Origin of the sequence: Mycobacterium stomatepiae, from assembly GCF_010731715.1 — a bacterium.
Lineage (GTDB): Bacteria > Actinomycetota > Actinomycetes > Mycobacteriales > Mycobacteriaceae > Mycobacterium > Mycobacterium stomatepiae.
Genome location: NZ_AP022587.1, coordinates 5,624,537 through 5,646,978 on the forward strand (window position 1 = coordinate 5,624,537; position 22,442 = coordinate 5,646,978).

The following is a 22,442-nucleotide window of genomic DNA, read 5'->3' on the forward strand; positions in this document are numbered from 1 at the left end:
AGATGTGATCGACCTGTGATCAGCGTGACTGATGTGTCTATTGATGTTTGTGTCGTACCCTGTGCGATGTGTCGATTTCGCGTCGTGACGTGCTCAAATTCGCGGCGGCGGCCCCGGCGTTGGTCGGCCTGGGCGTCGCGGCGTCGTCGTTGAGCGCGCCAGCGGCCTCGGCATCGCTTGGCACCCTGCTGGACTACGCCGCGGGCGTGATCCCGGCAAGTCAGATCCGCGCCGCCGGCGCCGTCGGGTCGATCCGTTATGTCTCTGACCGGCGGCCGGGCGGCAACTGGATGCTGGGCAAGCCGATCCAGGTCGCGGAAGCGCGTGATCTGAACAGCAACGGGCTCAAGATCGTTTCCTGCTATCAGTACGGCAAGGGCAATTCCGCCGACTGGCTGGGCGGCGCCAGCGCTGGGCTGCAACACGCCCAGCGGGGGATGCAGTTACACGCCGCCGCAGGTGGTCCGCCCGACGCGCCGATTTACGCGTCGATCGACGACGACCCGTCCTATGAGCAGTACAAGAGCCAGGTAGCGCCGTACCTGCGGTCCTGGGAATCGGTGATCGGACATCAGCGGACGGGCGTTTACGCCAACTCGAAGACGATTGATTGGGCCCTGCACGACGGCCTGGGTTCCTGCTTCTGGCAGCACAACTGGGGCTCGCCCAAGGGCTACGCCCACCCGGCGGCCAATTTGCACCAGGTCGAGATCGATAAGCGCAGCGTGGGCGGCGTCGCGGTGGACATCAACGAGATCCTCAAGCCCCAATTCGGGCAGTGGGCCTAGCAACTGCGCGCCCTCGCACAGAATCCTGACCGCATAGCCTATCCGGCCGGGCTTGTGCAAGCCGATTCCAGCAAACACTCGTTCGCCGCTTGTCGCGCCGCGCGGCCGGCGGCGGGCGCGCGGCGGCTGGGCGGCCGTGGCGCATCGGGCGGCGCGCACTACAAATTCTTAACATAACGATTTGATAACAATGCCGCCTTGAACAGCGCAGTTATAGCTACTCGACCGTAACCACCTGCATGCAGGACGTTTGTTCTGGATACCCGGAAGGGCGGTTAATCCGGGTGTTACCCACGACACGGTTACCCGTGCGTAGAACTCACCAGTAACCGATCTGCGCCGAAAAACGACCGGAATCCTTATGACACTCTTAGTACAGCCGATGCAGTCCGCCGCGCCGCTTGGTCGACATGGGTGGCCCGCCGACAACACACCGGTCAGCCGCTAGTCGGGCTGCGATTCAAAGCGGAATCGACCCAAAGCCAGCTGGGGCTCCGCTCGCCGGGCTCTCAGCAGGCCGAACGATCCGATACGTGAAGACGCAACAGGGAGATACACAAGGTGACGATCCACGAGCACGACCGGGTGTCCGCTGACCGCGAAGAAAATGGACCGCACAGCTCCCATGCTCTGGTCGACCGGCTGACGGCGGGCGAGCCATACGCCGTCGCATTCGGCGGTCAGGGCAGCGCCTGGTTGGAAACCCTGGAAGAACTGGTGTCCTCGGCGGGCATCGAGACCGACATCGCCACACTGGTCGGCGAGGCGGAACTGCTGCTCGAGCCGGTGGCCAAAGAGCTGGTCGTGGTGCGTCCGATCGGCTTCGAGCCGCTGCAGTGGGTGCGCGCGCTGGCGGCCGAGGACCCGACCCCCGCAGACAAGCACCTGACGTCGGCCGCGGTGTCGATGCCCGGCGTGCTGCTCACCCAGATCGCGGCCGGGCGTGCCCTGGCGCGACAGGGCATGGACTGGACCGCGACCCCGCCGGTCGCCGTCGCCGGCCACTCTCAGGGCGTGCTCGCCGTCGAGGCGTTCAAGGCCGAGGGTGCGCGCGACGTCGAGCTGCTGGCCCTGGCCCAGCTGATCGGCGCGGCCGGGACGCTGGTCGCCCGTCGGCGCGGCATCTCCGTGCTCGGCGACCGCCCGCCGATGGTCTCGGTCACCAACGCCGACCCCGAGCGCATCCGCCAGCTGCTGGACGAGTTCGCCCAGGACGTGCGCACCGTGCTGCCGCCGGTCTTGTCGATCCGCAATGGCCGGCGTTCGGTCGTGATCACCGGCACGCCGGAGCAGCTGTCCCGCTTCGAGCTGTACTGCCAGCAGATCTCCGAGAAAGAAGAAGCCGAGCGCAAGAACAAGTTGCGCGGCGGCGACGTCTTCGCGCCGGTCTTCGACCCGGTTCAGGTCGAGGCGGGCTTCCACACGCCGCGGCTGGCCGACGGTATCGACATCGTCGGCGGCTGGGCGGAGAAGGTCGGCCTCGACGTCGAGCTGGCCCGGCGACTGACCGACGCCATCCTGGTCAGCGGCGTCGACTGGGTCGACGAGATCACCGGGGTGCACGACGCCGGCGCGCGCTGGATTCTCGACCTGGGTCCCGGCGACATCCTGACCCGCCTCACCGCACCGGTGATCCGTGGCCTCGGCGTCGGCATCGTGCCGGCCGCCACCCGCGGCGGTCAGCGCAACCTCTTCACCGTCGGGGCCACCCCCGAGGTGGCACGGCCCTGGTCGAGCTACGCGCCGACCGTCGTGACCCTGCCCGATGGCCGCGTCAAGCTCTCGACGAAGTTCACCCGGCTGACCGGGCGTTCGCCGATCCTGCTCGCGGGCATGACCCCGACCACGGTTGACGCCAAGATCGTCGCCGCCGCGGCCAACGCCGGACACTGGGCCGAGCTGGCCGGTGGCGGACAGGTCACCGAAGAGATCTTCAGTGCCCGCATCGAGGAGCTGTCCGGGCTGCTCGAAGAGGGCCGCACCTACCAGTTCAACACCCTGTTCCTCGACCCCTACCTTTGGAAGCTTCAGGTCGGCGGCAAGCGCCTCGTGCAGAAGGCCCGCCAAGCCGGTGCGGCGATCGACGGCTTGGTGATCAGCGCCGGGATCCCGGACCTCGAGGAAGCCGTCGAACTGATCGACGAGCTCAACGAGGTCGGCATCAGCCACGTCGTGTTCAAGCCCGGCACCATCGAGCAGATCCGCTCGGTCATCCGCATCGCCACCGAGGCGCCCACCAAATCGGTGATCGTGCACATCGAGGGTGGGCGCGCCGGCGGTCACCACTCGTGGGAGGACCTCGACGATCTGCTGCTGGCGACCTACTCGGAGCTGCGCTCACGCTCCAACATCACCGTCTGTGTCGGTGGCGGCATCGGCACGCCCGAGCGGGCGGCCGAATACCTGTCCGGACGGTGGTCGCAGTCCTACGGCTTCCCGTCGATGCCGATCGACGGCATCCTGGTCGGCACCGCGGCGATGGCGACGCTGGAGGCGACCACGTCGCCGTCGGTCAAGCAGATGCTGGTCGAGACCACCGGCACCGACCAGTGGATCGGCGCCGGAAAAGCCCAGGGCGGCATGGCTTCCAGCCGCAGCCAGCTCGGTGCCGACATCCACGAGATCGACAACGCCGCGTCGCGTTGCGGCCGCCTGCTCGACGAGGTCGCCGGTGACGCCGACGCCGTTGCCGAGCGCCGCGACGAGATCATCGCCGCGATGGCCGGCACCGCCAAGCCCTACTTCGGCGATGTCGCCGAGATGACCTACCTGCAATGGCTGCAGCGCTACGTCGAGCTCGCGATCGGTGAGGGCAACTCGACGGCGGACACCGCCTCGCCCGGCAGCCCGTGGCTGGCAGACACCTGGCGCGACCGCTTCCAGCAGATGCTGCAGCGCGCCGAGGCCCGGCTGCACCAGCAGGACCACGGCCCGATCGAGACGCTCTTCAATGACGACGCGCTGCTGGAGAACCCGCAGGCCGCCATCGCCGCGCTGGTTGACGGCTACCCCGACGCGGAATCCGTTGTGCTGCATCCCGCCGACGTGCCCTTCTTCAACACGCTGTGCAAGACACTGGGTAAGCCGGTCAACTTCGTCCCCGTCATCGACAAGGACGTGCGGCGCTGGTGGCGCAGTGACTCGCTGTGGCAGGCGCACGACGCTCGCTACGACGCCGACCAGGTCTGCATCATCCCCGGCACCGCCGCGGTCGCCGGCATCACCCGGGTCGACGAGCCCGTCGGTGAACTGCTCGACCGCTTCGAGCGGGCCGCCATCGACGACGTGCTGCGCGCCGGTGGCGAGGCGACAGCCGTCCGGTCGCGCCGGGTGGGCCGCCCGGATGTGAGCGGGCCACTGGCCGTCGTGCTCGACGCCCCCGATGTGCTGTGGGCCGGGCGCACCGCCACTAACCCGGTGCATCGCATCGCCGATCCGGCCGACTGGCTGGTTCACGAGGGTCAGCGTGCCACGCACTCGTCGACTGGAGCTCGCCTGCAGGTCAAGTCTGACGGTGGGGCCGGCAACGAGCAGGTCGTGCTGAGTATCCCGATCTCCGGGGTATGGATCGACATCCCATTCACGTTGAACGCCAACACAATTGACGGTGGTGCGCCGATCATCTCCACCGACGACGCTACCGCCGCGATGCGCGCGGTGCTGGCGATCGCCGCCGGCGTCGACGGGCCGGAGTTTCTCCCGCAGGTGACCGACGGGACGGCCACCGTGACGGTGGACTGGGACCCGGAGCGGGTCGCCGACCACACCGGCGTCACGGCCACCTTCGGCGAGCGCCTGGCGCCCAGCCTCACCACGGTGCCCGACGCGTTGGTCGGCCTGTGCTGGCCGGCGGTCTTCGCCACGATCGGTGCCGCGGTCACCGAGGACGGTGACCCGGTCGTCGAGGGCCTGTTGAGCCTGGTGCACCTGGACCACGCCGCCCACGTCGTCGGCAAGCTGCCCGAGCAACCGGCCCAATTGGCGGTTGCCGCAACGGCTTCCGCCGCGCTCGACACCGACATGGGCCGGGTCGTTCCGATCTCGGTGACGGTGACAGGTCCCGACGGTAAGGCGATCGCGACCCTCGAGGAACGGTTTGCGATCCTTGGGCGTACCGGTTCCGCCGAACTCACCGACCCGTCCCGGGCCGGTGGCGCGGTGTCGAAGAACACGACCGACACCCCGCGCCGGCGCCGCCGCGACGTCGCGATGACCGCGCCGGTCGACATGCGGCCGTTCGCCGTGGTGTCCGGTGACCACAACCCGATCCACACCGACCGGGCGGCCGCGCTGCTGGCCGGGCTGGGATCGCCCATCGTGCACGGCATGTGGCTGTCGGCCGCCGCCCAGCACACGGTGACCGCCACCGACGGACAGGCCCGCCCGCCGGCCCGCCTGATCGGCTGGACCGCCCGATTCCTGGGCATGGTGCTCCCGGGTGACGAGGTCGACTTCCGGGTCGACCGCGTCGGAATCGACCAGGGCGCAGAGGTTTTGGAGGTCACCGCCAAGGTCGGCACCGACCTGGTGATGTCGGCGACCGCGCGACTGGCCGCACCCAAGACCGTCTATGCGTTCCCCGGCCAGGGCATCCAGCACAAGGGCATGGGCATGGAGGTCCGCGCCCGGTCCAAGGCCGCCCGCAAGATCTGGGACGACGCGGACAAGTTCACCCGCGACACCCTGGGCTTCTCGGTGCTGCACGTGGTGCGCGACAACCCGACCAGCCTGATCGCCAGCGGTGTGCACTACCACCACCCCGACGGCGTGCTGTACCTGACGCAGTTCACTCAGGTCGCGATGGCCACCGTGGCCGCCGCGCAGGTCGCCGAGATGCGCGAGCAGGGTGCGTTCGTCGAGGGCGCCATCGCCTGCGGTCACTCGGTCGGTGAATACACCGCACTGGCCTGTGTGCTCGGCGTCTACGAGCTGGAAGCGCTGCTGGAGACCGTGTTCCACCGCGGCTCGAACATGCACGACATCGTGCCGCGTGACGCGATGGGCCGCTCCAACTACCGGTTGGCCGCGATCCGCCCCTCGCAGATCGACCTGCCCGACGACGAGGTGACCGACTTCGTCGCCGAAATCGCCGAGCGCACCGGGGAATTCCTGGAGATCGTGAACTTCAACCTGCGCGGCTCGCAATACGCGATCGCCGGCACCGTGCGCGGTCTCGAAGCCCTCGAGGAAGAAGTGGAGAAACGCCGCCAGGTCAGCGGCGGCAAGCGCTCGTTCATCCTGGTGCCGGGCATCGACGTGCCCTTCCACTCGAGGGTGTTGCGGGTCGGCGTTGCCGACTTCCGCCGCTCGCTGGAGCGGGTCATGCCGCGCGACCAGGATCCCGAGCTGGTCATCGGGCGCTACATCCCCAACCTGGTGCCGCGGCCGTTCACGCTGGATCGCGACTTCATCCAGGAGATCCGCGATCTGGTGCCGGCCGAACCGCTCGACCCGATCCTGGCCGACTACGACACCTGGCTTGCCGAGCGGCCGCGTGAGATGGCCCGCACGGTCTTCATCGAGCTGTTGGCCTGGCAGTTCGCCAGCCCGGTGCGCTGGATCGAAACCCAAGACCTGCTCTTCATCGAGGAGGCCGCCGGTGGTCTGGGCGTGGAGCGGTTCGTCGAGATCGGTGTGAAGTCCGCGCCGACCGTAGCCGGATTGGCCACCAACACTCTCAAGCTGCCCGAATATGCCCACAGCACAGTCGAAGTGCTCAACGCCGAGCGTGACGCGGCGGTGTTGTTCGCCAACGACACCGACCCCGAGCCGGAGGCCGAGGACGTCGCGGAGCCGGCCACCGAGGCGGGCGCACCGGCAGAAGCCGCGCCGGCCGCCGCCGCTCCGGCTCCCGCCGCAGCTCCGTCTGGTGCTCCACGTCCCGATGACATCGGATTCGACGCGGCCGATGCGACTTTGGCGCTGATCGCGCTGTCGGCGAAGATGCGCATCGACCAGATCGAGCAGCTGGACTCCATCGAGTCCATCACCGACGGCGCATCGTCGCGGCGTAACCAGCTGCTGGTCGACCTGGGTTCGGAGCTGAACCTGGGTGCCATCGACGGCGCCGCCGAAGCCGACCTGGCCGGGCTACGCGCGCAGGTGACCAAGCTCGCACGCACCTACAAGCCCTACGGCCCAGTGCTTTCCGACGCGATCAACGACCAGCTGCGCACGGTCCTCGGGCCGTCCGGCAAGCGGCCGGCCGCCATCATCGAGCGGGTCACCAAGACCTGGGAGCTCGGCGAGGGCTGGGCCAAGCACGTCGTCGTCGAGGTCGCGCTGGGAACCCGCGAGGGCACCAGCGTGCGCGGCGGTGCCATGGGGCACCTGCACGAAGGTGCGCTGGCCGACGCCGCTGCCGTCGACAAGGCCATCGACGCCGCCGTTGCCTCAGTCGCTGCGCGCCACGGTGTTTCGGTGGCGCTGCCCTCGGCCGGCGGTGGCGGCGGGGCGACGATCGACGCCGCCGCACTCAGCGAGTTCACCGACCAGATCACCGGCCGGGACGGCGTACTCGCTTCGGCGGCCCGCCTGGTGCTCGGCCAGCTGGGGCTGGACGACACGGTCAGCGCCGCGCCGGTGGCCACCGATGCCGAGCTGATCGACTTGGTCACCGCCGAATTAGGTTCGGAATGGCCACGTTTGGTGGCACCGGCATTCGACGCCAAGAAGGCCGTCGTCTTCGACGACCGCTGGGCCAGCGCCCGCGAGGATCTGGTCAAGCTGTGGCTGACCGACGAGGGTGACATCGACGCGGACTGGGTGCGGTTGTCCGAGCGCTTCGAGGGTGCCGGCCACGTCGTCGCTACCCAGGCCACGTGGTGGCAGGGCAAGGCGCTGGCGGCCGGTCGTCAGATCCACGCCTCCCTGTTCGGCCGCATTGCCGCGGGCGCGGAGAACCCGGACCCCGGCCCCTACCACAGTGAGGTCGCGGTGGTCACCGGAGCGTCGAAGGGTTCGATCGCCGCGTCGGTCGTGGCACGTCTGCTCGACGGCGGTGCCACCGTCATCGCGACGACGTCCAAGCTCGACGAGGAGCGGCTGGCGTTCTACCGCACGCTGTACCGCGACCACGCCAGGTTCGGCGGGGCGCTGTGGGTGGTCGCGGCCAACATGGCCTCGTACTCCGATATCGACGCCCTGGTGGAATGGGTCGGCACCGAGCAGAACGAAAGCCTTGGGCCGCAATCGATTCACATCAAGGACGCCCAGACGCCGACGCTGCTGTTCCCGTTCGCCGCACCGCGGGTGGCCGGCGACCTGTCGGAGGCCGGTTCGCGCTCCGAGATGGAGATGAAGGTTCTGCTGTGGGCCGTACAGCGGCTGATCGGCGGCCTCTCGAAGATCGGCGCCGAGCGTGACATCGCGTCGCGGTTGCACGTGGTGCTGCCGGGCTCGCCCAACCGCGGAATGTTCGGCGGCGACGGCGCTTACGGTGAGGCCAAGGCCGCGCTGGACGCGCTGGTGAGTCGCTGGCATGCCGAATCCTCGTGGGCCGCGCGAGTCAGCTTGGCGCACGCGCTGATTGGTTGGACGCGTGGCACCGGACTGATGGGTCACAACGACGCGATCGTCACTGCCGTCGAGGAGGCCGGTGTCACCACCTACTCCACCGACGAGATGGCCGGGATGCTGCTGGCTCTGTGCGACGTGGAGTCGAAGGTGGCCGCGGCCGGCAAGCCGATCGAGGTCGACCTGACCGGCGGCCTCGGCGAGGTTGAGCTCGACATGGCCGAGCTGGCCGCCAACGCACGCGAGCAGGCAACTGCCACAAGCGAAGAGGCTGACGACGAGGCGGCCGAGGGCACCCTTGCGGCGTTGCCGTCCCCGCCGCGCGGATTCACCCCGGCGCCGGCACCGGAATGGGCCGATCTCGACCTCGACCCCGCCGATCTCGTGGTGATCGTCGGCGGCGCCGAACTCGGCCCGTACGGCTCGTCGCGCACCCGGTTCGAGATGGAGGTCGACAACCAGTTGTCGGCAGCCGGTGTGCTCGAGCTGGCCTGGACCACCGGCCTGATCCGCTGGGAGGACGACCCGCAACCGGGTTGGTACGACTCACAATCCGGTGATCTGATCGACGAGGCCGAACTGGTCGAGCGCTACCACGACACCGTCGTCGAGCGCTGCGGCATCCGCGAGTTCGTCGACGACGGGTCGATCGACCCCGACCACGCGTCGCCCTTGCTGGTCTCGGTGTTCCTGGAGAAGGACTTCGCGTTCGTCGTCTCCTCGGAGGCCGACGCCCGCGCCTTCGCCGAGTTCGACTCCGAGCACACGGTCATCCGGCCCGTGCCCGACTCCAGTGACTGGCAGGTTATCCGCAAGGCGGGCACCGAGATTCGGGTGCCGCGCAAGAACAAGTTGTCACGTGTTGTCGGCGGCCAGGTCCCGACCGGGTTCGACCCGACGGTGTGGGGCATCAGCCAGGACATGCTCAGTTCCATTGACCGCCTTGCGGTGTGGAACATCGTCGCCACCGTCGACGCGTTCCTGAGCGCCGGGTTCAGCCCGGCCGAGGTAATGCGTTACGTGCATCCGAGCCTGGTGGCCAACACCATGGGCACCGGCATGGGCGGCGGTACCTCAATGCAGACGATGTACCACGGAAACCTGTTGGGCCGTAACAAGCCGAACGACATCTTCCAAGAAGTGCTGCCGAATATCGTTGCCGCACACGTGGTTCAGTCCTACATTGGCAGCTACGGGTCGATGATCCACCCGGTTGCCGCCTGCGCGACGGCCGCGGTGTCGGTCGAGGAGGGCATGGACAAGATCCGGCTCGGCAAGGCCGAGCTGGTGGTGGCCGGCGGTATCGACGACCTGACGCTGGAAGGCATCATCGGCTTCGGTGACATGTCGGCCACCGCCGACACCGACATGATGCGCGGCCGCGGCATTGCCGACTCGAAGTTCTCCCGGGCCAACGATCGGCGGCGGTTGGGCTTCGTCGAGGCGCAAGGTGGCGGCACCATCCTGCTGGCGCGCGGTGACCTGGCGCTCAAGATGGGGCTTCCGGTGCTCGCGGTGGTTGGTTTCGCGCAGTCCTACGCCGACGGTGTGCACACCTCGATCCCGGCACCGGGACTCGGCGCCCTGGGCGCGGGCCGGGGCGGCAAGGACTCGCCGCTGGCACGCGAGCTCGCGAAGCTCGGCGTGGGACCCGACGACATCGCGGTGATCTCCAAGCACGACACCTCGACGCTGGCCAACGACCCCAACGAGACCGAGCTGCACGAGCGCCTCGCCGACTCGATGGGTCGGTCTGAGGGTGCTCCGCTGTTCATCGTGTCGCAGAAGAGCCTCACCGGGCACGCCAAGGGCGGCGCGGCGGTCTTCCAGATGATGGGGCTGTGCCAGATGTTGCGCGACGGGGTGATCCCCCCCAACCGCAGCCTGGATTGCGTCGACGACGAACTGTCCGGCTCGGCTCACTTCGTCTGGGTGCGGGACACCTTGCGGCTCGGCGGGAAGTTCCCGCTCAAGGCCGGGATGCTGACCAGCCTCGGGTTCGGTCACGTGTCGGGTCTGGTCGCGCTGGTGCACCCGCAGGCGTTCATCGCAACGCTGGACCCGGAGCAGCGGGAGGACTACCAGCGCCGCGCGGACGCCCGCCTGCTGGCCGGCCAGCGCCGGCTGGTGTCGGCCATCGCCGGTGGCGAGCCGATGTACCAGCGGCCGCCGGACCGTCGCTTCGACCACAGTGCGCCGGAGAAGCGTCAGGAGGCTTCGATGCTGCTGAACCCGGTCGCGCGACTGGGTGAGGACGACGCCTACGAGGTGTCTGCCGGATGACTTCGGTGATCGGTTAACCTGGCCGGCCATGGGCATTGTCGGTGTGGGGATCGATCTCGTCTCCATTCCGGATTTCGCCGACCAGGTTGACCAACCGGGAACGGTGTTCTCCGAAACGTTTACGCCGGGTGAGCGTCGCGACGCCTCGGACAAGAGTTCGTCGGCGGCGCGTCACTTGGCCGCACGATGGGCCGCGAAGGAAGCCGTGATCAAGGCCTGGTCCGGGTCACGGTTCTCGCAGCGGCCGATCCTGCGCGAGGACATTCACCGTGACATCGAGGTCGTCACGGACATGTGGGGACGGCCGCGGGTGCGGTTGACCGGCGACATCGCCAAGCATCTGGCCGACGTGACGATCCATGTGTCGCTGACGCACGAAGGGGACACTGCCGCCGCGGTCGCGATCATCGAAACGCCGTGAGGCGCCGACTAGCCTCGAGGGCATGAGCGATCTGGTTGAGCGCGTCCGCGACGTCTTGCCGTCGGTGCGCCGCGATCTCGAGGACCTGGTACGGATCGAATCGGTGTGGGCCGACCCCGGGCGCCGCGACGAGGTGCATCGCAGCGCGCAGGCGGTAGCGGATCTGTTGTCTCAGGCAGGTTTTGGCGACGTGCGGATCATCAGCGAGGGCGGCGCCCCGGCCGTCATCGCACACCATCCAGCACCCGCCGGCGCGCCGACCGTGCTGCTGTACGCCCACCACGACGTGCAACCCGAAGGCGACCGCGAGCAGTGGGCGTCGCCGCCGTTCGAGCCGACCGAGCGCAACGGGCGGCTCTACGGGCGCGGCAGCGCCGACGACAAGGCGGGTATCGCAACGCATTTAGCCGCGTTCCGGGCGCATGGCGGCCAGCCGCCGGTGGGTGTGACGGTCTTCGTCGAAGGGGAAGAGGAATCCGGGTCGCCGTCGCTGGGCCGGCTGCTGGCGGCCCACCGCGACGCGCTGGCAGCCGACGTGATCGTCATCGCCGACTCGGACAACTGGAGCACCGAAATCCCGGCGCTGACGATCACCCTGCGCGGTCTGGTCGACTGCGTGGTCGAGGTCGCCACCCTCGACCACGGGCTGCACTCCGGCATTTGGGGCGGCGTGGTGCCCGACGCGCTGAGCGTGCTGGTGCGACTTTTGGCCAGTCTGCACGACGACGACGGGAACGTGGCCGTCGCCGGCCTGCACGAAAGCACCGCGGCGGCCGTGGATTACCCGCCCGAGCGGGTGCGCGCCGACTCGGGGCTGCTGGACGGGGTGTCGGAGATTGGCTCGGGTTCGGCTCCGCAGCGGTTGTGGGCTAAGCCGGCGATCACAGTGATCGGCATCGACACGACGCCGATCGACAAAGCGTCGAACACGCTGATCCCGCGCGCGGCCGCGAAGATCAGCATGCGGGTCGCGCCCGGCGGCGACGCCGCCGCACACCTGGACGCGCTCACCGCTCACCTGCACAAGCACGTGCGGTGGGGTGCGCACGTCAGCGTCACCCGCGGCGATATCGGGGAGCCCTACGCGATCGATGCCAGCGGCAGCGTCTACGACGCGGCGCGAGCGGCCTTCCGGCAGGCGTGGCGCACCGACGCGATCGACATGGGTATGGGCGGATCGATCCCGTTCATCGCCGAATTCGCCGAGGCGTTCCCGCAGGCGAAGATCCTCGTCACCGGCGTGGAAGATCCCGCCACCCAGGCGCACAGCATCAACGAGAGCCTGCACCTGGGTGTGCTGGAACGCGCGGCCATCGCCGAGGCGCTGCTGCTGGCCAACCTGGCCGGCGCTTAATCGTCGGCGATCCCGGGCGCGCAAAGCGCCGCGACCGTGTCCTCCCGCTGCAGCACCGAGCGCGCTGTCACCGCAAACTGGTTGAGCTTGTCGATGACGGTTTGCCCTTCCGGCTGGTGGCCCCAAATGCTGATGCCCTGGTGGGTGGTGGGGCTCCAGGTGCTTTCGTCGACGACGATCGGGTTCCACCCCACCTCCCACTCGAATCCCGACGGCGTCAGGGCGTAGTAGGACAGCTCCTTGTCGTTGGTGTGCTGGCCGACCGAAAGGGCCGTCCCGAATCCCAGTTCTTTGACCCGCTGATAGGAGGTGACCATGTCGTCGAGTGAGGCCACCTGGAGGTTGACGTGCTGGACGCGGGTGCGAATCGGATTGATTGGCAAGGCATTCACCGAAGCGATTGCCACGGAATGGTGTCGTTCGTTGACCCGCAGGAAGCGGATCTTGAGCTTCAAGCCGTTGATGGTTTCGTCGATGTAGTCCGAGAGGCGCGCGTCGAACACATGGTTGTAGTAGCCGCGGACGAGTTGCGGTTTCTTGGTGGGGAGGGCCACATGGCCCATGCCGCCTGCGCCGGTGACGAATCCACTGCCCGGCACGTCCAGGGACAGCGGCGCGGTGCGCGCGGTGGTGTAGATCTCCTGGCCGAGACCGTTGGGGCCGGGGAACCGCAGGAAGCGCTCGACCCCGCGGAGCTTCGCCTCTTCGTCGGTGCCCTCGAGGGCAGGCACGCCGTGGTCGGCGACGCGCCGACTGATTTCGTCGAACGTCGCGTGGCCGTCGAGCTGCCAACCCAGCGCGACCACGTCCTCGGCCGGTCCCCGCCGCAGCAGCACGCGACATTCGTTGTCGTCGAGGCGGAATCGAACCGTGTCGGGAGCCATGTCGTCGAGGTGCATGCCGATCGCGTCGCGGCCGAAGCGCTTCCAATCGCTGATCTTGTTGGTTTCAATCACGACGTAACCCAGGTGCACGCTTCCGAACACCGAAAGTGGTTGTGTGGTAGTCATCCTGGATCCTCAGCTTTTCAGGAACGCGGAGGTGACCGCGTTGAACAAGTCGGCACGCTCCCACTGGACCCAGTGTCCGGTGTTGGCGGCGAGCAGGACGTCGGCGTTGGGCAGCCGGTCGGCCAGCATTGCGGCGCCGCTGGGTTTGTTGACCTTGTCGTCGCGCCCCCAGACGATCAACGTCGGCGTCGAGAGACTGACGAGCCTGCGGTCGCGGGTGAAGTCCATCCGCCACAGGGTGCGCAACCCGGACGGGCGTTGTAGGGGCGGGTTGGCGACGACCTCGGGATCGATCGATGCCTCGTAACGGGATTCGATCAGCGAGTCGGGCACCGCGACCGCATCATACACCAGGTACGAGCGGATGAAGGTGCGCAGCTTCTCGAGGCTCGGTCCCTCACCCCGGTAGTAGCCCAGCAGATTTTTCAGGCCGGCGCTGGGGAGCCCCCGGCTTGTCCCGACGCCTCCGGGACCCATCAGCACGAGTTTGTTCACTCGGTACGGGGTGTCCAGCGCGAGCCGCAGCGCGCAGGATCCGCCGTAGGAGTTACCGACCAGGTGCGCGCTGTCGATGCCGAGCTCGTCGAGCATCCCCCGGATGTGATCGGCGAGGTATCCGAACGGATCTCGCCGGTCGACACCCTTGGTGGAGCGGCCGTAGCCGGGCATGTCGGGAACGATGACCCGGAAGTTCTCGGCGAGTGGCTCGATGTTGCGCGTGTAGTTCGACACGCCCGACGCGCCCGGTCCGCCGCCGTGCAACAGCACCACGGCGGGGCCGCTGCCGGTCTCGGCGACGAAGATTTCTCTCCCGTTGACCCGGACGCTGCGTTCCGTGAGTGTGGCGGTAGTCATGTTGTCTCCCTTACGAGTTGAAGCCGGCCGGTGGCGGTGGCAGTGGTTGGCGGTCAGTGGCGCCGGCGTAGACGAAGCCGTCGGGCCGAACAGCCACCGCAGCGGCGCCCTTCTTGTTCAGCCAGGCGCTCAGCACTCCCTCGCTGTCGACGACGGAGTCGGCACGCGGGACGCTGCCGGGCGGGGCGACTTGCAAGACCGGCACGCCCGCGGCCCGCCAGTCCGGGCATTCGGATCGGCCGCCGGTGTGCAGCACGGTCCAGCGGCCGCCGACCACGTCATCGAGGCGCACGCTGTCGCCTTTTTCATCGAAGACCCAAGGCTGCGGGATGAGCCAGCCGACGGCCCGGTTCCCGTTGCGCGCGAGCAGACCGTCTCGGTAGCGGGCGTCGGGTAGCCAGCGGTGATTGCGCAGCCACGTCGTGAAGTACGGCACCTTGCTGGCGGCGCGAAACAAGTGATTGCGGGCCGCCGCCCGGAACCGGTTGCGCTCGATGATCAGCTTGCCGGTCTTGACCGCGCGATCGGTTACTTCTTTTACGTGCGGCAGCCGCTCGCACTGATAGCTGTCGAGCACGGCTTCCGGTAGCGAGCCGTTCAACACGGCCCCCAACTTCCAGCACAGGTTTGCCACATCGCGCACGCCGGCGCACATGCCCTGGCCGATCCATGGGGGCATAGCGTGTGCGGCGTCGCCGGCCAGGAATACCCGGCCCACCCGCCACCGGTCAGCGAATCGGACGTGGTGGCTGTAGCAGGCGAAGCCGAGGATCTGCACGTTCTCCGGCGATATCCCCTGGCGGCGCAGCACCTTCCAGATCGCGTCGTCCGACAGCAGATCGCGCTCATCCTCCTCATCGCGCACCGGAAACTCCCAGCGATGGTGTCCTAGCGGAGTGGGGCAGTCCACAGTGGGCCGCTCAGGGTTGCAATGGAAGCGAAGCCGATCATGGCCCGGCCACTCCTTGAGCACTTTCGTGTCGATGACGATCCAACGCTCGGCGTAGGTGCGACCGCTGAACCCGACACCCAACTGCGCGCGAGTGGCGCTGGAACCGCCGTCGGCGGCGATCACGTAGGACGCGCGGATCCGGCGAAGCTGGTCAGTAGTGAGGTTGGCAAGCAGCAACTCGACGTGATCGTCCTTCTGGACCAGCCGCAGGCATTCGTGCTTGAGCAGGACGGACACATTGGGGAAGCGGTCAACTCCGTCGCGCAGCACCTTCTCCAGCGCGGGTTGGTAGATGAACTGCTGTGGGGGATGGCCGTTGCCCCTCGAGATGGGCATCAACCTGACGAACGGCACACCGTTGGCATCGACGAACGCCGCTCCGCAGCCGGGCAGCATGTCGGCGTTGAGGCGGTCGGCAAGCCCCACCTGCTGCCAGATGCGGACGACCTCTTCGTCGGTGGAGATGGCGCGCGCACGCGCATAGATGTCGGGGTCGCGTTCCACCACGACGACGTTGAGGCCCAACTGGCCCAACAGGTTGGCCGCGGTGCAGCCGACCGGGCCGTAGCCGACGACCGCCACGTCATAGGTTTTCCGCTCTGTCATCTCCGGGCCCCTTCGCCAGCTTGTTAATGTAGCGATCCATACAGTAAGTTTTTATAGCGTGAGCGTCAACACCCACAAGGAGGGAACGTGACGGCAAAACCCGAAAAGTCGGGCGCGACCAGCCCTCGCGGTCACAGGCGCACCCGGGCCAACGGGGAACAGTCGCGCGAGCGGATCCTCGATGCGGCGACCGAGGTCGCCACCGAACGCGGCTACGAAGGAACCACAATCTCCCTGGTCAGCAAGAAGAGCGGCCTGCCGCCGACTTCCATTTACTGGCACTTCGCCGACAAGGACGACCTGATCGCCGCCGTCATCGAGCGAAGTTTCGCCCGCTGGCTGGCGGCGTTGGATCTGCCCGCCGGCGCAATGGCCGCAGAGCGGGTGACCGAGCTCGGGATGCAGGTGGCCAAGGCGCTGCTGGATGCGCCCGACTTCATCCGCCTGGGCCTGATGCTGGCGCTGGAGCGCCGCCCGGTCGAGCCGCGCGCGAGGGAGATGTTCCTACACGTCCGCGACGCGGCCTTTCACCGGTTCGAGGCGATCGTGCGTGACGTCGCCCCGGGGCTTGACGAGGAGAGCGTGCGACTGCTGACCACCTATGCGATCGCCGGCGCCGATGGCCTGTTCATCGCCAAGGAGGTCGGCGGCGATTCGGTCGACTTGATCAAGCTGTTCGACCTGCATGCCCGCCTGGTCTTCCAGTCGGCGATGAAGCTTTTGGAATCTGGAGAACCGACATGATCGACGTGACCGCACGGGACCCGCGACTCGACGAGGCCGCCCAGCGGCTGTATACGGCACTGGTGGGCAGCAGTCCCATCCCGCCGCTGACCGAGACCTATCCGAATCTCGGTGTGGCGCAGGCCTATTCGGTACAGCGGCGCAACTTGGCCCGTCTCCTGGCTGACGGCGCGCTGCTGTGCGGCCACAAGATCGGGCTGACCTCCGCGCCGATGCAAAGCCTGCTGGGTGTCAGCGAGCCCGACTTCGGCTACATCCTCGACAGCATGATGCTGGCCGACGGGGCTTCGGTGCCCAGGGCTGCGTTCTGTGCGCCGCGGGTGGAACCCGAAGTGGCGTTTCTCCTGCGGGCGCCGCTGCGTGGTCCGGGGGTGACCGTCGCCGAGGTGATGGCGGCCACCGAAGCGGTGGCCGCGGCGCTGGAGATCGTGGACAGCCGCATCGCCGACTGGCGGATCACGCTGGCGGACACCGTTGCCGACAACGCCAGCTCTGGCGCGGTGGTGCTCGGCGAGTGGGTACCGATCTCCGACGCGTCGCCGCTGTCCGGCACCACCGCGGCGCTCTACCTGAACGACGCGCTGGTCGGAAAGGCACAGGGTACCGCCGTCATGGGCGATCCGGCCGTGGCCGTCGCGTGGCTGGCGAACGCCCTGGCCGAGTACGGAACCGGGATCGACGCAGGGCAGTTCGTGATGTCCGGCTCTTACACCGGGGCCGCGTTTATCGGGGCCGGCGACCGCGCGGCGGCGACGATCACCGCCCTGGGCGCCGTCCGCGTCACGTTCGAGTAGAGGAGAAATCCATGACCAGTCAACAATTCGCGGTGGCGATCATCGGGTCCGGCAACATCGGCACCGACCTGATGCTCAAGATCCTGCGCGGTGGCGGACCGCTGACGATGGCGGCGTTGATCGGCATCGACCCGACCTCCGACGGGCTGGCCCGGGCGCAGCGGGCCGGCGTGCCGACGTCTGCGCAGGGCGTCGACGGGCTGCTGGCGATGCCGGGCTTCGACCAGATCCGGTTGGTGTTCGACGCCACGTCCGCCGAAGCTCACGTCAAGCACTGGGAAGCCCTGCGCCACACCGGTGTACGTGTGCTCGACCTCACCCCCGCCGCCATCGGCCCGTTCTGTGTGCCGGTGGTCAACCTGGAGGACCACATCGACGAGCCCAACCTGAACATGGTGACCTGTGGCGGGCAGGCCACCGTCCCGATTGTGGCCGCGGTGAATCAGGTGGCGCCGGTGTCCTACGCCGAGATCGTGTCGGCGATCTCGTCGAAGTCCGCCGGCCCGGGCACCCGGGCCAACATCGACGAGTTCACCGAGACCACTGCCACCGCGCTGAAGGTCGTCGGCGGCGCGCAGCGCGGCAAAGCGGTGATCGTCCTGAACCCGGCCGATCCGCCGGTCATCATGCGCAACACGGTGTACTGCCTGGTGGAAGGCGACTGCGACCAAACCGTCATCGAAGCGTCCATCGCGGCGATGATCGAGCGGGTCCAGGGCTACGTTCCCGGTTATCGGCTCAAGCAGCCGGCGCAGTTCGAGACCTTCGGTCCCGAAAAGCCGCTGCACATTCCCGAGACCGGGAAGTTCATCGGCACCAGGGTCACCACGCTGCTGCAGGTGACGGGCGCCGCGGATTACCTTCCCGCGTACGCCGGCAACCTCGACATCATGACCTCCGCTGCGCTGGCGACCGCCAAAAGCATTGCCGCCCATGAGATGACGAAGGTAGGAGTGTAACCATGGGCGAGCGGCTCTATATCAGCGACGTCACGCTGCGGGACGGGATGCACGCGGTTCGCCACCAATACACGCTGCGGCAGGTCGCCGACATCGCCGCGGCGTTGGACGCCGCGGGCGTCGATTCGATCGAGGTCGCCCATGGCGACGGGCTGGGCGGCTCAAGCTGCGTTTACGGCTTCGGCGGCCACACCGACCTGGAGTGGATCGAGGCGGTCGCCAACGTGGTCCGCCGGGCGAAGATCGCGACCCTGATCCTGCCGGGAATCGGTACGATCCGGGACCTGGCCGCGGCGCATCGGGCCGGGGCCGGCGTGGTGCGGGTCGCCAGCCACTGCACCGAGGCCGATATCTCCGCACACCACATCGCCGCGGCCCGCGAGATGGGCATGGACACCGTCGGATTCCTGATGATGAGCCACCTGACCACCCCGCAGGCGCTGGCCGAGCAGGCCAAGTTTGATGGAGGGCTTCGGGGCCGGCTGCGTGTACGTCGTCGACTCCGGCGGCGCCATGACCATGCGCGACGTCGCCGAGCGGGTCGACGCTGTGCGCCAAAACCTTTGCCCGGAAACCGAAATGGGCATCCATGCGCACCACAACCTGTCTCTGGGCGTGGCTAACTCGATGGTCGCCGTCGAGCACGGGTGTCGTCGTGTCGACGCGTCCCTGGCCGGGATGGGTGCCGGCGCGGGCAACGCCCCGCTGGAGGTTTTCATCGCGGTCGCCACCCGCATGGGCTGGGAGCACGGCTGCGATCTCAATGCCCTCGAGGATGCCGCCGACGACCTCGTCCGCCCGCTGCAGGAACGTCCGGTGCGGGTCGATCGCAAGACGCTGACGCTCGGCTATGCTGGTGTGTACTCCAGCTTCCTGCGCCATGCGGAGGCGGCGGCGGAGCGGTTCGGTGTCGACGCGCGGACGCTGCTCGTCGAGGCCGGCCGTCGGAGAATGGTCGGCGGCCAGGAAGACATGCTCGTCGACATCGCCCTGGACCTGTCGGGCGCGGCGCCGCGCTGACCGTTTCCGAGCGTTTTCGGCGCGGCTCACGCCTCGTCGAGCACCGGAAACAGCAGCTGCTGCCGATCAGTATGGCGCGCGGCCTTCGGGAGTCGGGCATCAATCGGTAGAAGCCTGCGCGGATGCGGCGCATATCGGCGAGAAAGTACACGGTCAGCATGACCACAATGCCGACGTGAGACAGGGCGCCGAAGACTTGGGCACCCTACGGGTTGCGCTTAAAACAGTCTGTCCGTCAACGGGTGCTTTGGCGCTGAGACACGGTGTTGTTGTTGCCCGTCTTATTGATTGTCGGTGACCCGGAGTGGTAGATCATCGCGTTGTCGTCGCCGAAAACACTGATGATGTCGGCGCTGTCAACGGTGACGCGGTTTGCGCTTCCGGAGACGTCAAGCCTGCGACAGTGGCCGGTGACGGTGTAGGTGTTGTTGTCACCTTCCAACCTCAGATTTCCGTCGTTGCAGTCGATCGTTTCCTTCGCACCGCCATTGATCATTGTGAGATTTCCGTGCACGGTGGTGCCGGAGTAATGGCCCCAGAGAGCCGCGATCGCAAACGCGGCAAGGACCGCACCCATTAATAGCCCCCATGCTCGCGGCGTGTTCGCCAGCTTCGCGACGCCCCCACACCACCGCCACCAGGTCCCCCCAGGGTCTTTCTTCTCCGGGTCTTCTTCCGGGTCCATCGCTCAATAGTCCGCTCTGCGGTTCAGTTTTGGTGATGTCGCGCCGAGTCGCGACGTTTCACGGCCAGGGGAAGCCGGGTGCCGGTGGGGGTACGTCGGCCGGATTGGCCTCCTCGAAGTGATACACCGGGCCGGACGGGCCGTTGGTCACGGTCACGGCGAACCAGTGGCACACACTCAAGTCGAATCCTGGCGGTATCGGAACCGTGTATCCCCATTTCTGGCCGGGGCAGTAATGCCAATAGGATGGCCCGGCCTGCGCGGGTGCGGCCAGGCCCAGGCCGGCTACCGCTACGCCGCCAGATATCAACGCGGCCGCGACGATCCGGCCCAAGGTGCGAGGTGTATTCATCCCTTGACCTCTTGGTTAGCAATTGCGCCGCGGGTTATGGCGATCCATTGGCGAAATTCTGGCGATCGCGTGCGGCTACCGATCCCAATTGAAGCCCGGATGCTTTGTAGACGGACAGTCTCGTCGCATACTGCTACTACATGCAGCCACTCGTCCGCAGGAGAGGCCACGGTGACTACGGAAGACACCCTGACCGGCAAGTCAGCTAAGGCCGGCAAGACCAACCGTTACCACTTCGATCGCCACACTCCGGAGTACCGCGAGCGGTTCACCGCGATCACCGAGGAGATGCACGCCAAGTGCCCGATGGCGTGGACCGACACCTACGACGGGCATTGGGTGGCCGCGGGCAGCCGGGAAGTCTTCGAGCTCGCTCGATGCCCACACGTGTCCAACGACCACGACGTGACGGGCGAAGGCACCGGCTATAAGGGCATCACCATTCCCACGCTGCCGCAGGGCACCGGTGTCCGTGGCGGCATGCTCGAGATGGACGAACCCGAGCACTCCGCCTACCGCAGCATCCTGAACCCCTACCTGTCGCCGGCGGCCGTCAAGCGCTGGAAGCCGTTTGTCGACGAGATGGTGCGGGCGAGCATCGACGAGAAGATCGAAAGCGGGCGGATCGACTTCGTCGACGATCTCGCGAACGTCGTGCCCGCCGTCCTGACTCTGGCGATGATGGGCGTTCCCCTGAAGAAGTGGCAGCTGTATTGCGAGCCGGCCCACGCCAGTGTTTACACGCCCGCCGATTCTCCGGACGCCCCAAGGGTTTTGGAGCAGACGATGGCGATGGGGATGGACCTGTTCAACCATCTGCTGGAGATCCGGGAGAACCCGTGCCCCGGCCTGGTGGACGCGCTGGCGAGGCTCCACATCGACGGCGAACCCGCCCCCGATGCCGAACTCCTTGGAATGCTCGGCTTGATCATCGGCGGCGGCTTCGACACCACGACGGCGCTGACCGCGCACGCACTCGAATGGCTAGGCGAAAACCCCGATCAGCGCGAACTGCTGAGGCGGGAATCGGAAACGCTGCTCGACTCGGCGACCGAGGAATTCCTGCGTTACTTCACGCCCGCTCCGGGCGACGGTCGTACGATCGCCGCCGACCTCGAAATAGCGGGCACGCAGTTCAAGGAGGGCGATCGGTTGTGGTTGTCCTGGGCGATGGCCAACCGGGACCCCGCGGTGTTTCCCGAGCCGAATCGCTTGGACCTCGGCCGTAAGAACAACCGGCACTTCAGCTTTGGGCTTGGCATCCACCGTTGCATCGGATCCAATGTCGCGCGCGTCGTGTTCAAGTCGATGCTCATGGCCGTGCTCGAGCGGATGCCCGGCTACCGCTGTGACCGCGAGGGCACCGTGCACTATCCGACGATCGGCGTGATCCAGGGCATGCAGCATCTTCCGGCTACCTTCACGCCCGGCAAGCGCGTCGGACCCGGAATCGACGAGACGCTGGAAAGATTGCAGCGGATCTGCGACGAACAGGGCTGCGCGCGGCCCATCACCGAGTACGCCGAGGCGGTCGTCATCGACTAGACGGACAGGTCGCGGCGCAGCTTGGCGACGTGTCCGGTGGCCTTCACGTTGTACTGTGCGACGGCGATCTTGCCCTTTTCGTCGACGACGAACGTGGAGCGGATCACGCCGGTGACGGTCTTGCCGTACATCTGCTTTTCGCCGTAGGCACCGTACGCGGTCAGCACCTTGCGCTCGGGATCGGACAGCAGCGGGAAGGTCAGCCCTTCCGCGTCGCGAAACTTGGCGAGCTTCTCCGGCTTGTCGGGGGAGATCCCGACGACGTCGAGTCCGGCCTCGTTGAGCTCGGCGAGGCTGTCGCGGAAGTCGCAGGCCTGCTTGGTGCAGCCCGGGGTGGAAGCCGCCGGATAGAAGTACACGACGACACGGCGTCCCTTGTAATCGGCCAGCGACACCAACTTGGCGTCGGCGTCGGGAAGGCTGAAGGCGGGCGCTTTGTCCCCGGGTGCCAGCCGCGTGGTCTCGGTCTTCCCGTCGGTCATAGTGCTTCCCCTTTCGGTTCACCAGAGCGTCGGCACTAGGGTAGTGCCTCAGGTGCACGAGGCTCAGTTGGAGGACA

14 protein-coding genes and 1 pseudogene are annotated in these 22,442 nt (G+C 67.4%); 9 read left to right on the forward strand and 6 right to left on the reverse strand.

The window, feature by feature from the left end:
- The first annotated feature begins 68 nt into the window (after window positions 1-68).
- The 4 genes from G6N54_RS26760 to G6N54_RS26775 all read left to right on the forward strand — a co-directional run bounded on the left by G6N54_RS26760 (window position 69) and on the right by G6N54_RS26775 (window position 12,361).
- Window positions 69-788 (forward strand): DUF1906 domain-containing protein, encoded by a 720-nt coding sequence (locus tag G6N54_RS26760; RefSeq protein WP_163793501.1) that lies wholly within the window; start codon window positions 69-71, stop codon window positions 786-788.
- Between the two features lie 561 nt (window positions 789-1,349).
- Window positions 1,350-10,586 (forward strand): type I polyketide synthase, encoded by a 9,237-nt coding sequence (locus G6N54_RS26765; protein ID WP_163793503.1) that lies wholly within the window; start codon window positions 1,350-1,352, stop codon window positions 10,584-10,586.
- Window positions 10,587-10,614: 28 nt separating this feature from the next.
- Window positions 10,615-11,007 (forward strand): holo-ACP synthase AcpS, encoded by a 393-nt coding sequence (gene acpS / locus G6N54_RS26770; protein ID WP_163793506.1) that lies wholly within the window; start codon window positions 10,615-10,617, stop codon window positions 11,005-11,007.
- Between the two features lie 22 nt (window positions 11,008-11,029).
- On the forward strand, window positions 11,030-12,361 hold the full coding sequence (locus tag G6N54_RS26775; RefSeq protein ID WP_163793508.1) for a dipeptidase: 1,332 nt from the start codon (window positions 11,030-11,032) through the stop codon (window positions 12,359-12,361).
- Here the strand turns inward: G6N54_RS26775 and G6N54_RS26780 are convergent.
- From G6N54_RS26780 to G6N54_RS26790, 3 genes are read right to left on the reverse strand one after another with little or no spacing between them, the layout of a single operon-like run.
- On the reverse strand, window positions 12,358-13,371 hold the full coding sequence (locus G6N54_RS26780; protein WP_163793510.1) for a VOC family protein: 1,014 nt from the start codon (window positions 13,369-13,371) through the stop codon (window positions 12,358-12,360). The genes G6N54_RS26775 and G6N54_RS26780 overlap by 4 nt on opposite strands.
- A gap of 9 nt (window positions 13,372-13,380) precedes the next feature.
- Window positions 13,381-14,226 (reverse strand): alpha/beta fold hydrolase, encoded by an 846-nt coding sequence (locus G6N54_RS26785; RefSeq protein ID WP_163793511.1) that lies wholly within the window; start codon window positions 14,224-14,226, stop codon window positions 13,381-13,383.
- Window positions 14,227-14,236: 10 nt separating this feature from the next.
- Window positions 14,237-15,784, reverse strand: coding sequence for a bifunctional 3-(3-hydroxy-phenyl)propionate/3-hydroxycinnamic acid hydroxylase (locus tag G6N54_RS26790; protein ID WP_163793513.1), 1,548 nt, complete (start codon window positions 15,782-15,784; stop codon window positions 14,237-14,239).
- 87 nt (window positions 15,785-15,871) lie between these two features.
- On the opposite strand from G6N54_RS26790, the gene G6N54_RS26795 reads away from it, so the two are divergent.
- From G6N54_RS26795 to dmpG, 4 genes and pseudogenes are all read left to right on the forward strand, one after another.
- A complete protein-coding gene (locus tag G6N54_RS26795; RefSeq protein WP_163793515.1) occupies window positions 15,872-16,528 on the forward strand; it encodes a TetR/AcrR family transcriptional regulator in 657 nt (218 codons plus the stop codon).
- 5 nt (window positions 16,529-16,533) lie between these two features.
- Complete coding sequence (locus G6N54_RS26800; RefSeq protein WP_372513285.1) at window positions 16,534-17,322, forward strand: 2-keto-4-pentenoate hydratase; 789 nt, start codon at window positions 16,534-16,536, stop codon at window positions 17,320-17,322.
- A gap of 11 nt (window positions 17,323-17,333) precedes the next feature.
- Window positions 17,334-18,281 (forward strand): acetaldehyde dehydrogenase (acetylating), encoded by a 948-nt coding sequence (locus G6N54_RS26805; RefSeq protein WP_170313075.1) that lies wholly within the window; start codon window positions 17,334-17,336, stop codon window positions 18,279-18,281.
- Window positions 18,282-18,283: 2 nt separating this feature from the next.
- Window positions 18,284-19,301, forward strand: a pseudogene (gene dmpG, locus G6N54_RS26810) (4-hydroxy-2-oxovalerate aldolase).
- 235 nt (window positions 19,302-19,536) lie between these two features.
- On the opposite strand, the gene G6N54_RS26815 reads toward dmpG, so the two are convergent.
- The gene (locus tag G6N54_RS26815) at window positions 19,537-19,986 is read right to left on the reverse strand and encodes a DUF3060 domain-containing protein (protein ID WP_163793519.1); all 450 of its coding nucleotides are present in this window, start codon (window positions 19,984-19,986) and stop codon (window positions 19,537-19,539) included.
- Window positions 19,987-20,044: 58 nt separating this feature from the next.
- Window positions 20,045-20,338, reverse strand: a complete 294-nt coding sequence (locus tag G6N54_RS26820; RefSeq protein WP_163788005.1) for a hypothetical protein — start codon at window positions 20,336-20,338, stop codon at window positions 20,045-20,047.
- Between the two features lie 171 nt (window positions 20,339-20,509).
- Here G6N54_RS26820 and G6N54_RS26825 point away from each other — a divergent pair, with 171 nt between their 5' ends.
- Window positions 20,510-21,883 (forward strand): cytochrome P450, encoded by a 1,374-nt coding sequence (locus tag G6N54_RS26825; protein ID WP_163793521.1) that lies wholly within the window; start codon window positions 20,510-20,512, stop codon window positions 21,881-21,883.
- On the opposite strand, the gene bcp is transcribed toward G6N54_RS26825, so the two are convergent.
- Entirely contained in the window at window positions 21,880-22,365 is a 486-nt protein-coding gene (gene bcp / locus G6N54_RS26830) for a thioredoxin-dependent thiol peroxidase (protein WP_163793523.1), read from the reverse strand. The genes G6N54_RS26825 and bcp overlap by 4 nt on opposite strands.
- Window positions 22,366-22,442 lie beyond the last annotated feature (77 nt).

Excerpts from the sequence above, each read along its gene's own strand:
- acpS (WP_163793506.1), top strand. The coding sequence starts at position 10,615 with ATGGGCATTGTCGGTGTGGGGATCGATCTCGTCTCCATTCCGGATTTC.
- G6N54_RS26775 (WP_163793508.1), top strand. The coding sequence starts at position 11,030 with ATGAGCGATCTGGTTGAGCGCGTCCGCGACGTCTTGCCGTCGGTGCGC.
- G6N54_RS26780 (WP_163793510.1), bottom strand. The coding sequence starts at position 13,371 with ATGACTACCACACAACCACTTTCGGTGTTCGGAAGCGTGCACCTGGGT.
- G6N54_RS26785 (WP_163793511.1), bottom strand. The coding sequence starts at position 14,226 with ATGACTACCGCCACACTCACGGAACGCAGCGTCCGGGTCAACGGGAGA.
- G6N54_RS26790 (WP_163793513.1), bottom strand. The coding sequence starts at position 15,784 with ATGACAGAGCGGAAAACCTATGACGTGGCGGTCGTCGGCTACGGCCCG.
- G6N54_RS26805 (WP_170313075.1), top strand. The coding sequence starts at position 17,334 with ATGACCAGTCAACAATTCGCGGTGGCGATCATCGGGTCCGGCAACATC.
- G6N54_RS26815 (WP_163793519.1), bottom strand. The coding sequence starts at position 19,986 with ATGGACCCGGAAGAAGACCCGGAGAAGAAAGACCCTGGGGGGACCTGG.
- G6N54_RS26820 (WP_163788005.1), bottom strand. The coding sequence starts at position 20,338 with ATGAATACACCTCGCACCTTGGGCCGGATCGTCGCGGCCGCGTTGATA.
- bcp (WP_163793523.1), bottom strand. The coding sequence starts at position 22,365 with ATGACCGACGGGAAGACCGAGACCACGCGGCTGGCACCCGGGGACAAA.